Below are 13,591 nucleotides of genomic sequence, written 5' to 3' on the forward strand. Positions count from 1 at the left end.
ACGTTGCGGTACCTCGGATGCGCCACGACGGTGTTGCCGAAGACCGGCTCGGTGGTGCTGCCGCCGGGCAGCACCCAGTCCCCGAACGACAGGTCGGCCTCGGCCGTGGTGCCGTCGGTGAACGTGACGGTGGCTGTGCCGCGGTGGTCGCCGTTGCTCGCCGCGCCGACGAACACCAGCCGGGTGGGCCCGCCGGGCAGCGCGACGGTCTGGCCGTTCGCGGTGACGTTGTCCGTACGGCCGGGCGGGGCGGCGGGCCACGTGAACCGGGTGCCGCCGACCTCGACCTGACCGCCGCCGGTGAGACCCGCGTCGGCGAGCGCCTGGCGGGAGTGGCTGTTGCCGGCGCCGTCGAGGTTCGCCTGGGACCTGTCGCCGTCGTCGGCGATCCCGGTGTTGTCGTAGCGGGTGACCAGGCTGCCTTCCGGGGCGACGAGGACGGTGACCGTCGTGGTGACGGTGCGGCGGGCGCCGGTGATGGTCAGCGGGACGTCGTAGTAGCCCTCGGGTGCGGTCGCGCTCACCTGGAACCGCGCCTGGCCGTCGGCCAGCCGGAACCGGGGCGGGCCGGTGACGGTGATCCCGGCGGGTGGCGTGCCGGTGACGCTGACCGTCCGGTCGTCGCCGGCCAGCCGGAGCGCGGACACGGTGAGGTCCGCGGTGCCGCCGGGCCGGACGGTGACCATGCTGCCGGCACTCGCGAGGAAGTCGTGCTCACCGTCGCGATAGGATGGTGGCGCCTCGTCCGCGTCGGTGGCCCAGTCGCGGTCCGGGGTGGTGCGCAGGTCGAAGTCGAGCACGCCGCCCGTGCCGACGAGGGTGCGGGGCAGGCCGGTGCGTTCGTGGTCGCGGCCGTCGAGGTCCAGGTCGTGCACGTACATCGCGGTCGCGGAAGCGTTGGGGGCGTTGATGGTCAGGTCGCGGCCCGGCAGGTCGAGCACGATGCGCGGGAACAGCGGGCTGTGCACGGCGAGGTCGGCGGTACCGGGCGTGGCCGGGTACAGGCCGAGCGCGGCCCAGACGTACCAGGACGACTGGGCGCCGAGGTCGTCGTTGCCGGGCTCGCCGTCGGGGGTGGGGCTGAACAGGGTGGTCATGATCTGCCGGACCACCTGCTGGGTGCGCCACGGGCGCCCGGTGTGGTTGTAGAGCCACGGGATGCCGAACGCCGGTTCGTTGCCGGCCCACATGTACGGCTCGGACGGGCCGGCGTTGAGCTTGGTGGTGAACGCGTCCAGGCGCGCGGCAGCGGCGTCCCGGCCGCCCATCGCGGTGATCAGACCGGCCGGGTTGTGCGGCACCATCCAGCTGTACTGCACCGCGTTGCCCTCGTCGAAGCCGTCTTGGCCGAACCCGCCCGCGGCCGGTGGCCACGCCGGGCCGTCGGGGAACCGGCCGCTGCCGTCACGCGGCTGGACGTGGCGGGTGGCGGGGTTGAACAGGTTCTGCCAGTTCTGGCCGCGTCTCGTGAACTCCGCGGCGGTCGCGCGGTCACCGGCGGCCCTCGCGAGCTGGGCGATGGCGAAGTCGTCCACCGACCACTCCAGCGTGATCGAGGCGCCGACCCTGGCGTGGTCACCGCGCGCCACGTCGGTGTTGGGCAGGTAGCCGCGCCGGACGTACTCGGTGATGCCCGGCCGTTCCCGGTACGCGCCGGGGGTGGTGTCGACGCTGGTCGCGCCCTTGACCAGGTAGCGCAGCGCGGTCGCGAAGTCGAAGTCCCTGGCGCCGTAGGCGTGCAGGTTCGCGATCAGCGGCACCGAGCTGTCGCCGGTCATCTGCCCGGTGTAGTCGTTGGCCAGCGGCCAGCGCGGCCACCAGCCGCCCTGCACGGCGTCGTTGACGAGCGACTGCGCCATGTCGCTCGCCTCACGCGGCCACAGCATGGCGTGCAACGGGGCCAGGCTGCGGTAGGTGTCCCAGTCGGAGAAGTTGGCGTACTGGGTGCGACCGGCCGGCAGGGTGTGGACCTCGTCGTCGAAGCCGGGGTAGCGGCCGTCCACGTCGTTGAACGTGTTGGGGTGCATCAGCGAGTGGTAGAGCGCGGTGTAGAAGGTCTTGAGCTCACCGGTGTCCGTGCCGGCGACGCGGATCTTGCTCAGCTCGGTGCGCCACCTCGCCCTGGTGTCCGCGCGGACCTGGCCGGCGTCCCAGTGCGGGACCTCCTGCGCCATGTTCCGCTTCGCGCCGTCCACGCCGACGTACGACAGCGCCACCTTCGCCTTGACCTGGCCCGCCGGGAAGCTCAGGTAGGCGCCCGCTTTCGGCGCCCGCACGCTGGTGCCGCCCGGCGTGACCGCGGTGCCGTCCCACGTGCCGGTGGCGGTGAACGGGCGGTCGAAGGTGATGGCGTAGTGGACGGTGTAGCTGTTGGGCTTGCCGCAGAAACCACCGGTGCTCGCCGAGCCGGTGATCGTGGTGTCGTTCTCGACCGTGACCTCGGCCGCGGAGTTGCCCGACAGGCTGGCCCCGCCCTTGACCAGGACGTGGCCGTCGGCGGGCAGCGTGAACGTCGCGAGCCCCGTGCGGGTGGTCGCGGTGAGCTCGGCCCGGACGTTCGAGTCCTCCAGCGTCACCGCGTAGTAGCCGGGTTCGCCCTGCTCGCCGGTGTGCCGGTAGTGCTCGGTCCGGTCCCACGGCCGCTCCCCCACCTCGCCGGTGATCGGCAGGATCGGCACGTCACCGAACGCGCTGCAGCCGACGCTGGCGTGCGTGAGGCTGAAACCCCGGATCCGGTCGTCGTGGTACTGGTAGCCGGCGTAGGAGTCGAGCGTGTCCGGCGAGAACTGCACCATGCCGAACGGCACGGCGGGGCCGGGGAAGTTGTTGATCTCACCGACGGCCGCGGCGGCCTTGCCGGTGCCGATGAACGGGTCCACGTACGCGGTCGGATCGGCGACCAGCGGCGGGGGCGCCGTCGCCGGTGCGGCCGCCGCGACCACCGGCGCCGCGAGCACGAGCGCGGCCGCCATCACCACCACTCCGCTGCAGCGCATGATCGGAACGTTCCGCAGACACCGGGCGCTGTCAACGTTGTCCGCGCCGACCTGACCCTTTCCGGACACAGCCGCCCATCCGGTCGTCACCCGGCCGGGTTCACCGGGCCCACGCCTGCCGCCGCGGGTAGGTTCGCGGTCGGTCCCTCGATCAAGAAGTGACGCCGGTCACAACAGCGGGACGCTGCCGCCCGGCGCGGACAAGTACCGGTGTGACCAAGCCCAAGGAGCGCGCCGTGGACGGCACCAGGCCGGACCTCGACGGTGAGGACCCGGCCACCGCCTTCGCCGCGCTCTTCGACACCCATGCCCCGGCCCTGCGCGGCTACCTGGCGGGCCGCGTCGGCATCGACACGGCCGACGACCTGGTCGCGGAGACGTTCCTCGTCGCCCTGCGCAGACGGAAGGACTACGACCCGGCCCAGGCCCCGGTGCGCGGCTGGCTGTACGGCATCGCGACCAACCTGCTGCGCAACCACGTGCGCGCGGAAGTGCGCGGGTACCGGGCGACCGAACGGCTGCACGCCGAGACCGCGCACGGCCACGACGCGCAGGTCGCCGCTCAGGTCGACGCCCAGCGCCAGCTCGCCCGTGCCCTGGCCAGGCTGTCCGCGCCGGAGCGTGACCTGGTGCTGCTGACGTCCTGGGCGGGGCTGGACCCGTCCGAGGTCGCGACCGCGCTGAACCTGCCTGCCAGCACGGTCCGCTCACGCCTGCACCGCGTGCGCGCGAAACTGCAGGCACTGCTCACGGGAGAGACGTCATGACCGATTTGGACGAAGCACTCGACCTGCTGCACCGGGCGGACAGGACGAGCACCCGGCCGCTCGACGCCGTGCGCGCCAGGGTGGTCGAGGCCGCTGCCACCAACGTGGTCCCGATGCGCCGTCGCCGGCTGGTACCGGTGACCGTCGCCGCCGCGGCGGTGGCACTCGTCGTCAGCGGCGTGGTCGTCGTGCGCGCCACCGACGCGCCGTCGCAGGCACCGCCGGTCGCGGCACCACCGGTCGCGGCGCCGCCGACCGTCTCGGAACAGCAGGTGGCACTGCTGTCCGCGGCGGAGCTGCTCGACGACGCGGCGAACAACATCAAGACGGCCGACCAGCCCGTCGCGCCCGGCCGGTACCGGCTCATCACCGAGCACGGCACGTACGCCCGCGGCATCCTGTTCGGGTCCTCTGTGGACGATCCGCAGCCGCTGAAGGGAGCCACCTACGCGGTCGAGCTGAAGTACCAGACTTGGATCCCGGCGGACGTGACGCAGGAGTGGCTGAACCGCCGCACGCAGATCGGTGACGCGAAGTGGCTGGGCGGCAACATCTCTCCGTCGCAGGCGCCGTACCAGCGGCAGGACACCGACTCCGGCGACCGCAGGGGCCGGTGCGGTGACTTCTTCCCGAAGTCGCAGCCGCGCAAGGTCTGCGGTGACCCGTCCGACTGGGACTCCCCCGCGTTCTACGCCGCACTGCCGCGCGACCCGGCGGCCCTGTACGAGTGGCTGCGCGCCCACACCAGCCAGCGAGGTTCCACGCCGACGGCGATGTTCGCCACGGCCACCGAGATCCTCAGGGCCGGTCTGATGCCCGCCGACGTGCGCGCCGGGTGGTACCGGGCGATCGCGCGGATCGACGGCGTCACGGTCTCCCCGCAGAAGGTGACCATGGACGGCCGGACCGGCGTCGGGATCACGCTGGCGGACCGGCGCGAGCGCATCGAGCTGGTCATCTCCCCCGACACCGGCGAGTTCATCGGTGACCGCTCGCTGACCGGGCCGGAGAGCGACTACCCGTGGCTGCCGGAGGGCACCGTGCTGAAGTCGACGGCGATCACGACGGAGGTCGTCGACAGCATCGGCTGACCACCACGACGACGGCGTGCCGGGGCTCGGGGGTCCCGGCACGCCGTCATCTTGCGGGCGCGTTCGAGGTCGAGCGCGAGGTGCGGCCGGCCGTGCAACTGAGCACGGTCCCGGCTGTTGGCACGACCCGGCGCCGGCTGGAAGGGTCGCCGCATGAGTGACCGGCAGGCCCGCGTGCTCCGGGCGTTCGAGACGTTCTTCGCACCGGCCTCCCCGCAACCGGAGTCGTGGGTGCTCGACCTGTTCCAGCGCACCGCCGGCAGCGTGCCCGCGTACCGGAAGTTCCTGGAGGCCAACGGGATCGCGCCGGAGTCGGTGCGGACCCTCGCGGACTTCCAGCGGCTTCCGTTCACGGACAAGGCCACCTACCACCAGCGCCACCCGCTGCCGGAGCTGTGCCGCGACGGCACCCTGGCGGGCTGCGACCTGGTCGCGGTGTCGTCCGGGTCGAGCGGGCAGCCGACGATCTGGCCGCGTGCCCTGGAGGACGAGCTGCACGTGGCCCGCCGCTTCGAGCAGGTGCTCGTCGACGGCTTCCACGCCGGCGAGCGCAGCACGCTGGCGGTGGTGTGCTTCCCGTTGGGCACGTGGGTCGGTGGCCTGTTCACGCAGGCGTGCGTGCGGCACCTCGCGGCGAAGGGCTGCCCGGTCACGGTGGTGGCGCCCGGCAACAACAAGGCCGAGATCCTGCGCGTGCTGCCCGAGCTGGCGCCGCACTTCGACCAGACGGTGCTGCTGGGCTATCCGCCGTTCCTGAAGGACGTCATCGACTCACCCGGCGTCGACTGGCCGTCGTTGCAGGTGAAGCTCGTGCTGGCCGGCGAGGTGTTCAGCGAGCAGTGGCGTGACCTCGTGGCGGCCCGAGCCGGTATCGCGGACCCGGTGCGCGACATCGCGGCGCTGTACGGAACGGCCGACGCGGGCGTGCTGGGCAACGAGACGGCGTTGTCGGTGGCCATCCGGCGGTTCCTCGCCCACCGGCCGGACCTCGCCCGCGCGGTGTTCGGCGACGCGCGCCTGCCGACCCTCGTGCAGTACGACCCGTCGAGCCGGTTCTTCGAGACGTCCGACGGCACGCTGGTGTTCACCGCGGACGGCGGGATTCCGTTGCTGCGCTACCGGATCGGCGACGAGGGCGGCCTTCTTCCGCACGCCGACCTGCTCGCACTCTGCGCCGAACACGGGTTCACGCCGCCCGACGGACCTCCGCTGCCGTTCGTGTACGTGTTCGGGCGGTCGTTGTTCACGGTGTCGTTCTTCGGGGCGAACGTGTACCCGGAGAACGTGGCGGTCGGGCTGGAGCAGCCCGGCATCAGCGACACGGTGACCGGCAGGTTCGTGATCGAGTCGGCCGAGGACGCCGACCGCGACCGGACGCTGCGGCTCACCGTCGAGGTCGCGCCGGAGGCGGTCGCGGACGCCCGTGCGATCGCGGAGTCGGTGCGGGCGCAGCTGGTGCGGTTGAACAGCGAGTTCGCGCACTACGTGCCGGTGGAACGGCAGCTGCCCGAGGTCGTGCTGCGCCCGGCGGGCGACCCGGAGTACTTCCCGGTCGGCGTGAAGCACCGGTACACCCGCCGCTCGTGACGAAGTGGCTGTTCGCGGGGCGCCGTCGGCAACCTCCCACTTTCAGGTGCTCGCGGTCTACGTTGCCTCAGCGGGGCCCTCAGGCCGATAGCGCTCAATGGGCACCCGCTCTGAAAGTGCACCACTCAGCACGCGGCGCGGTTGCCCCGATCCCTTCCGGTGCCAGTGTCGGCCGTTGGCGTCCAGGAAGTGCAGGCTCAACCCGATCTTCCGGGGCAGGTACAAGTCCGCCGGTCCGCTGTCGGCGGGGCGCCGTACGTGCAGCTCGGAGCGAACGGACTCACCCGGTTTCAGCATCCGGAAACCGTCACCTCCGGTACCCACATCCTCCAACTGGACGATCAAGTTGAAGATCGGCATGTCGCTGTAGTTGGAGATCGTGCCCTCCAACTCGAGCACCATGAGGTTGGCGTTGAGCGGATAGGCCTCGTTGGTGATGGCCGACACGATGAGCCTTGCCTGCCTGGCGTTTTCGTCGTCTTCCCGCAACAGAGCCGCTTGCTGTTCGGCTCGCCGCAGACGAACTTCCCTGGCCAGCAAGAAAAGCGTGGCGAAGAACGCACATCCGCTGAACGTGCCCCCGAGGATGGATCCGAGCGCGTCCAACGTGCTCCAAGACATGTCGGTTGTCCCTGCGATCTCGTGGAGGTGACGAGCAGACCGTCGCTGGAACAGGCGCGAGCGTTACCGGGGAACCGATGAGCGCTCGTGACGAAGTGGCGATTGCGCTGATCACGATTCGCCAGATCGGCGATTCCCTCCGAGCCCGCGCTGCCCCACAGTGAGGGGACGGCGACGGAGCGGAGGCGGCGTGGAAGAGCAGAAGCTCGCACAGACGTTGCGCGGACGGCACCTCAGCATGATCGCGATCGCGGGCGTGATCGGTGCCGGGCTGTTCGTCGGCAGCGGCGCGGCGATCAGGCAGGCCGGTCCGGGTGTGCTGCTGTCCTACCTGGTCGCGGGCGTGCTCGTGGTGCTGGTCATGCGGATGCTCGGCGAGATGTCCGCGGCCACGCCGGAGACCGGGTCGTTCTCCGCCTACGCCGAACGCGCGCTCGGGCGGAAGGCCGGGTTCGCGATCGGCTGGCTCTACTGGTGGTTCTGGGTCGTGGTGATCGGCATCGAGGCGACCGCGGGCGCGGCGATCACGCACCGGTGGGTGCCCGGTGTGCCGCAGTGGGTGTGGGCGCTCGTGCTGATGGTGCTGCTGACGCTGACGAACCTCTACTCGGTGCGGTCGTACGGCGAGTTCGAGTTCTGGTTCGCGTCGATCAAGGTCGCGGCGATCAGCGTGTTCCTGCTCGTCGGCATCGCGGCGATCGCGGGGCTGCTGCCCGGTGTGGCGGCGCCGGGGCTGAGCAACCTCACCGGGCACGGCGGGTTCCTGCCCAACGGCGGCAGCCCGGTGTTCGCGGCGATGCTCGTGGTGGTGTTCTCCTTCTTCGGCGCGGAGATCGCGACGATCGCGGCGGGTGAGTCGGCGGACCCGCAGCAGGCGGTGCGCACCGCGGTGAAGTCGGTGGTGTGGCGGATCCTGGTGTTCTACCTGGGGTCGATCGCGGTGGTCGTGACGTTGCTGCCGTGGGACGACGCGGGCGTGGCCAAGTCGCCGTACGTGGCGGTGCTGGAACGGATCGGGCTGCCGGGCGCGGCGACGGTCATGGACGTCGTCGTGCTCACGTCGGTGTTGTCGTGCCTCAACTCCGGGCTCTACACGGCTTCGCGGATGGCCTACTCGCTGTCGCAGCGGGCGGAGGCGCCGCGGGCGTGGCGGCGGCTCGGGGGCACCGGGGTGCCGAGGACCGCGGTGCTGGTGTCGACGGTCGTCGGGTTCGGCACGGTGGTGCTGAACTACCTGTGGCCGGACACGGTGTTCCTGTTCCTGGTCAACTCCTCCGGCGCCATCGCGGTGTTCGTGTGGCTGGTCATCGCGTTCTCCCAGCTGCGGTTGCGCAGGCAGGTGGAGGCGACGGCGCCGGAGCGGCTGACGTTGCGGATGTGGGGCTACCCGTACCTGACGTGGGCGACGATCGGCGGGCTGGTGGTGCTGCTCGCCGGGATGCTGCTCGACGACGCCGCGCGGCCCCAGCTGCTGCTGAGCCTGGCCGTGGCCGCGGTGGTGGTCGTCGTGGCGGTGATCCGCGACCGGTGACCTGTGCGCACCGGACGAATTCGGCTATTTGTGGGACCTGGCGTGACCTATTCGAGTCGGACGGCGATTCGAACACGAAAACAATTGCTCCGACGCCATCGTTGAAATGCTCGGGGGAGCCTCCGGGCCGTGGCAACATGGCCCGGTGAGCTCGTTCGGGGACTTCTTGCGCTTTTACCGATCCCGCGTTCCGCTGACCCAGGAGGAACTGGCGGCCCGCACCGGGCTGAGCATGCGCGCGATCAGCGACATGGAACGCGGCCGGACGCTCACACCGCAGCCGCGCACCGTGCAGCTGCTCGTCGGCGGGCTCGGGCTGGGCGGCGACGAGGCCGCGGAGTTCGCGGCGCTCGCACGTGCCGGGCGGGTGCCGCAGACGCGGGGACGGCCGGAGGCGCCCGCCGCGGTCCTCCCGGCCGCGAGCCTGCCGCCGGTGCTGCTGGCGCTGACCGGGCGGGAGGCCGAGCAGCGGGCCGTCGACGGGTTCGCGAGCGAGGCCGAGTCGTCGCCGGTGCCGCAGGTCGCGGTGCTCCACGGACCGCCGGGGGCGGGCAAGACGGCGCTCGCCGTCGACGCGGCGCACCGGCTGGGCCCGCGGTTCCCGCACGGCTGCGTGTTCCTGGACCTGCGCGGGATGGACGCCGAGCCGTTGTCGCCGGACCGGGCGGCACGGCGGTTGCTGCGGTTGTTCAACGTCGACGAGCGCCAGATCCCCGCCGACCGGGACGACCGGCTCTCGTTGTACCACTCGTTGTTGCGCGACCGCACGGTGCTGCTGGTGCTGGACAACGCCGCCGGCGAAGCCCAGGTGCGGCCGCTGCTCGCGGCCAGCCCCGGCTCGATGGTGCTCGTGACCAGCAGGAACACGCTTACCGGCCTGAACGCGCGGCACCGGCTCGCGCTCGACGTGCTGCCGCCGCCGGAGTCTGTCGCGTTGCTGCGCGCGGTGGCGGGTGAGCGGATCGCGGCCGAGCCGGAGGCGGCGGTGCGCGTGGCCGAGCTGTGCGGCGGCATGCCGCTGGCGTTGCTCATCGCGGGCAACCGGCTGGCGAGCAGACCACAGTGGACGGTCGAGCACCTCGCGACCCAGCTGGCCGACGAGCGGCGGCGGCTCTCCCTGCTCAAGGCCGGCGACCTGCAGGTGCGCACGGCGTTCGAGAACTCCTACCACCAGCTCAGCCCCGGCGCGGCGACGTTGTTCCGCAGGCTGGCGCTGGTGCCGGGGCCTGACCCGAGCGCGGAGCTAGCCGCGCTGGTCGCCGGGGAGCACGCCGGGGAGGCGTTGGAGGAGCTGGCCGGCGCGAGCCTGCTGGGCGTCAGCGGGACGCCCGGCCGGTACCGGCGGCACGACCTGCTGAGGGTGTTCGCCGCCGAACGCCTCGAGCTCGACGAGGACCCCGAGGTGGTCGGGGAGCTGGCCACCCGGCTGCGGCACTCGTTGCTCGCGGTCGCCACGGCCGCCGCCCGCCGGTTCGACCACGACCACCCGCCGGAGCACTCGGAGCTGTTGCCCGACAAGGAGTCCGCCGGCCGGTGGCTGAGCGCGGAGCTGGAGCACTGGCGGGGCGCGCTGCGCTCGGCGGTCCGGCTCGGCGAGCACGAGCGGGTGCTCGAACTGGCCAAGGCGATGCACTGGTACTCGGACCTGCACGGCGTCGGCGAGCTGTGGCGTGAGGTGTTCGGCGCGGGAGCGGACGCGGCGCGCGCGTTGGGCAACGCGCGGGACACCGTGGAACAGTTGAACTACCTGTCGTGGGCGCAGTACGCGTTGTGCGGGCGGCCACGGGAGGCGTTGGCGGCGCACGAACAGGCCGTGGCGATCGAGGTGGACGACCCGCTCACGCAGGCGTGGACGTGGTACTACGGCTCAGCCATCATGCGGCGCATCGGCCGGCCGCTGTCGGCCGTCGAGCTGGGACGGCGCTCGGTCGCGTTGTTCGAGAAGGCCGGGTACGCGATCGGCGAGAACCTGGCGCTGTCGTTGCTGGGCCTCATGCTGCACAACGCCGGCCGGCTCGACGAGGCGGTCGCGGTGCAGCGGCGCAGCGTCGAGCAGCACCGGGCGGCCGGCGGCGACGACGAGCTGCTGTCGATGATGCTGATCCGGCTCGCGACCAGCCTGGCGGCGGCGGGCGAGGTGGACGGGGCGCTGGGGCTGCTGGACGAGGCCGAGGCGTTGTTCGCCGAGCACGGCACGACCGCCGGGGTCGCGCGGGTGCGGCACAACCGCGGGCTGGTGCTGATGGACGCCGGCCGCCTCGCCGAGGCGCGGGAGCACCTGCTGTCGGCACTGGACGAGGCGCGGCTGTCCGACCACCGCATCGAGATCCTGGTGCGGCTGGCCGAGCTCGCCGACCTGGCCGGTGACCCCGCTCAGGCCCGCGAGTTGCGGGTGCGCGCGTTGGCGGAATGCGATCGTTATGACACGCCGGCGGTGCGCGGGATGGCGGCGAAACTGGCTCTCGATCTCGCTTGAACTACATCGGTGGCCGTTGCACCAGAGTCACAAGACCTGTCCTGAGCGGTCCTGACCGCCTTCGGGGCGGCACCGACGTCCCGCGATGTGGATTTCGGCGAGGTCCGCCGCGATGGTCGCCGACCGGTCCAGGAATCATCCACTGTGGACTCTCAATGCATTTGGTCCGGATGAGTGGATTGTTCGTGTTGACGTGTCTCGATAAGGTCCGCTTATCACCCATGGCATGGAGATAGGCGGCAAGCTTGATCGACGAGGAAGGCGCTCCTCGGCCGCCTTCGGACGCGGAGCTGATCGACGCGGTCCGCGGGGGCACGGTCGAGGCGTACGGCCGCCTGTACGAACGGCACGTGCGGGCGGCGCTCAACCTCGCCCTGCAGCTGACCGGCTCGTCCGCCGACGCCGACGACCTGGTCTCCGACGCGTTCGCGAAGGTGCTCGCGGCGTTGCGCACGGGCGGTGGCCCCGACGCGTCGTTCCGCCCGTACCTGCTGACGGCGGTGCGGCACACGGCCTACGACAAGTCCCGCCGCGACAAGCGCCTGGAGCTGGTCGGTGACGTCGAGGAGGTGCCCGGCGCCACCCGTTCGACGAGCGTGCAGTTCAGCGACACCGCGGTCGCCTCGCTGAACCAGTCGCTGGCGGCCACGGCGTTCGCGTCGCTGCCGGAGCGCTGGCAGACCGTGCTGTGGCACACCGCGATCGAGGGCCAGTCCCCCGGCGAGGTCGGACCGCTGCTCGGCCTGTCCGCCAACGGCGTCTCCGCGATGGCCCACCGCGCCCGCGAGGGCCTGCGCCGGGCCTACCTGCAGGCCCACGTGGCGCGCGACCCCTCGGAACGCTGCCGCGCGACGGTCGCGAAGCTGGGCGCGTGGACCCGCGGCGGCCTGTCCGCACGCGAGTCCATCCAGCTCGACGCACACCTCGACCGCTGCGCCGACTGCCGTGCGATCGCCGGCGAGCTGGCCGACGTCAACGGCGCGCTGCGTGCCGTCGTCGCACCACTCGTGCTCGGTGGCGCCGCCGCCGGCTACCTCGGCTTCAGCAAGGCGGGCGCACTGGCCTCCGCGGGCGCCTCCTCCTGGTTCACCGTCGCCGCCGCGTCCACCGCGGTCGTGATCGTCGTGACCGCGGGCGTCAGCGCCCCGCTCAGCCCGCCCAGGGCCGCCCCCGCCGCTCCCCCGGCCACCTCGTCCGCGTCGACCACACCGTCCGCCGGCCTCACCACCACCACCGTGGCGGGCGTGCCGACCACCCAGCCGGGTGCCAGCGCCCCGTCCACGGCCACCTCCGGAGCGGCCCAGACCGGCGCCACGAACACCGTCGACCCCGGCGCACCCGGCACCACCGAGCAGGGCGCCCCCGCCGCGGCACCGTCGCTGGCGCTCAGCTCCCCCTCCGACGTCAGCATGCCCACCGGCGGCCAACCCACCACGGTCACCATCACCGTGAGCAACACCGGGTCGGCCCCGTCCGCGCCGGTCTCGCTGACGCTGACGCTGCCCGACGAGATCAAGACCGTCGGTGCGGGATCGACCGGTGCCGGCGAGGTCGGCTGCCCCGCGGGCAAGGGGCAGGTGACGTGCTCCACCGGCGCGGTGGCCGCCGGGGGGTCGGTGAGGTTCGTCCTGCGGTTGCACGCCGGGCCCAAGGCGGCCGACGGTGTGATCACGGGGGTGACCGACACCGGGCTGCGGGTGCGGATCCAGGTGACGATCACGTCGAAGTGACCGCGCGGCCGATATTCCACTCCGAAGCGCGAGATTCCGCGAACAGCCGCACGATGTGCGGGTGCACGACCAGCTCACCGCCGCCCTCCGAGAGCTCGAAGCGCCGTTCCGGACGCTCGTCGACGACTCGGGGTGGGCGCACGCGAGCATGGAGGGCCTGGTGCTGGACCTCGGCCGCTGGTTCGAGGCCGACCCCCGGACCCGGTTCGCGCCCCAGATCGCGTTCAGCGTGGCCGCGAGCGAGGCGGGCCGGACCACCGGTGGGCTGTACGTCGAGGGGTACGCCTGGATCGACGGCCGGGCGCAGGCGGCCGCCTGGTGCGCGGTCGGCGACCGGGTCGGGTACGGGCCGCGGGCGGAGGCGTACCTCGGCGTTCCCCTCGCGCCCCAGTTCTGCCGGCGGGTGCAGCAGCGCAACGGCACGGCGGCGGTGTTGCTGAGCAAGCACCCGAAGTTGTTGCCGCTGTTGCAGAACGGGTTACCGCGCGGTGCCGTGCTGCCGGGCGGTGAAGTGTGAACCGGCGGCCGGGGTGGAAAGCCGGTGCTGTTCGCGGGCGCCGCCGCATTTTCGGAGCGAACAATCATGCGGCCACAGGACCGGATGACCGCGATGCCTGATGTGGCGGGGCGCAGTGGCGGCAACTTCTTTCTCCTGCTCGGACCACGCTGGGCTATTCGGCCATCACCTCGAAGCGAATGCACAACGCGACAATCGGGCCCAATAGGACCCCTGGGCGTTGTCATGGACTTGTCCGGTTCTTGACAACCGCGCGGCGCGCCGCCGCCGGATTC

Annotated in this window: 8 protein-coding genes and 1 pseudogene; 7 read left to right on the top strand and 2 right to left on the bottom strand. The window is 72.0% G+C overall.

The genetic code is table 11. The annotated features are described in order from the left end of the window. Positions 1–428 precede the first annotated feature (428 nt). Positions 429–2,996, bottom strand: a pseudogene (locus ADL03_RS05060) (GH92 family glycosyl hydrolase); the annotation flags it as partial. A gap of 212 nt (positions 2,997–3,208) precedes the next feature. Here ADL03_RS05060 and ADL03_RS05065 point away from each other — a divergent pair. The 3 genes from ADL03_RS05065 (at position 3,209) to ADL03_RS05075 (ending at position 6,441) form a co-directional block, all read left to right on the top strand. Next, positions 3,209–3,763, top strand: coding sequence for an RNA polymerase sigma factor (locus ADL03_RS05065; RefSeq protein ID WP_053732191.1), 555 nt, complete (start codon positions 3,209–3,211; stop codon positions 3,761–3,763). Further along, the gene (locus tag ADL03_RS05070) at positions 3,760–4,854 is read left to right on the top strand and encodes a CU044_5270 family protein (protein ID WP_157527998.1); all 1,095 of its coding nucleotides are present in this window, start codon (positions 3,760–3,762) and stop codon (positions 4,852–4,854) included. The genes ADL03_RS05065 and ADL03_RS05070 overlap by 4 nt, the downstream gene beginning before the upstream one ends. Before the next feature lie 153 nt (positions 4,855–5,007). Then, positions 5,008–6,441 (top strand): phenylacetate--CoA ligase family protein, encoded by a 1,434-nt coding sequence (locus ADL03_RS05075; protein WP_053732192.1) that lies wholly within the window; start codon positions 5,008–5,010, stop codon positions 6,439–6,441. Between the two features lie 57 nt (positions 6,442–6,498). Here ADL03_RS05075 and ADL03_RS05080 read toward each other — a convergent pair whose 3' ends face one another. Continuing rightward, positions 6,499–7,047 carry a hypothetical protein gene (locus ADL03_RS05080; protein WP_157528001.1) on the bottom strand — a complete coding sequence of 183 codons (549 nt, stop codon included), beginning with the start codon at positions 7,045–7,047 and terminating at the stop codon, positions 6,499–6,501. Between the two features lie 253 nt (positions 7,048–7,300). On the opposite strand from ADL03_RS05080, the gene ADL03_RS05085 reads away from it, so the two are divergent. The 4 genes from ADL03_RS05085 to ADL03_RS05100 all read left to right on the top strand — a co-directional run bounded on the left by ADL03_RS05085 (position 7,301) and on the right by ADL03_RS05100 (position 13,316). Beyond that, positions 7,301–8,593, top strand: coding sequence for an amino acid permease (locus ADL03_RS05085; protein ID WP_053732282.1), 1,293 nt, complete (start codon positions 7,301–7,303; stop codon positions 8,591–8,593). A 145-nt stretch (positions 8,594–8,738) separates the two neighbouring features. Then, positions 8,739–11,069, top strand: a complete 2,331-nt coding sequence (locus tag ADL03_RS05090) for a tetratricopeptide repeat protein (protein WP_197288095.1) — start codon at positions 8,739–8,741, stop codon at positions 11,067–11,069. Positions 11,070–11,314: 245 nt separating this feature from the next. Further along, a complete protein-coding gene (locus ADL03_RS50150) occupies positions 11,315–12,799 on the top strand; it encodes a sigma-70 family RNA polymerase sigma factor (protein ID WP_053732195.1) in 1,485 nt (494 codons plus the stop codon). Positions 12,800–12,860: 61 nt separating this feature from the next. Further along, positions 12,861–13,316 (top strand): hypothetical protein, encoded by a 456-nt coding sequence (locus ADL03_RS05100; RefSeq protein ID WP_157528004.1) that lies wholly within the window; start codon positions 12,861–12,863, stop codon positions 13,314–13,316. Positions 13,317–13,591 lie beyond the last annotated feature (275 nt).

The sequence above is a fragment of the Nocardia sp. NRRL S-836 genome (genome assembly GCF_001279525.1).
GTDB lineage: Bacteria > Actinomycetota > Actinomycetes > Mycobacteriales > Pseudonocardiaceae > Lentzea.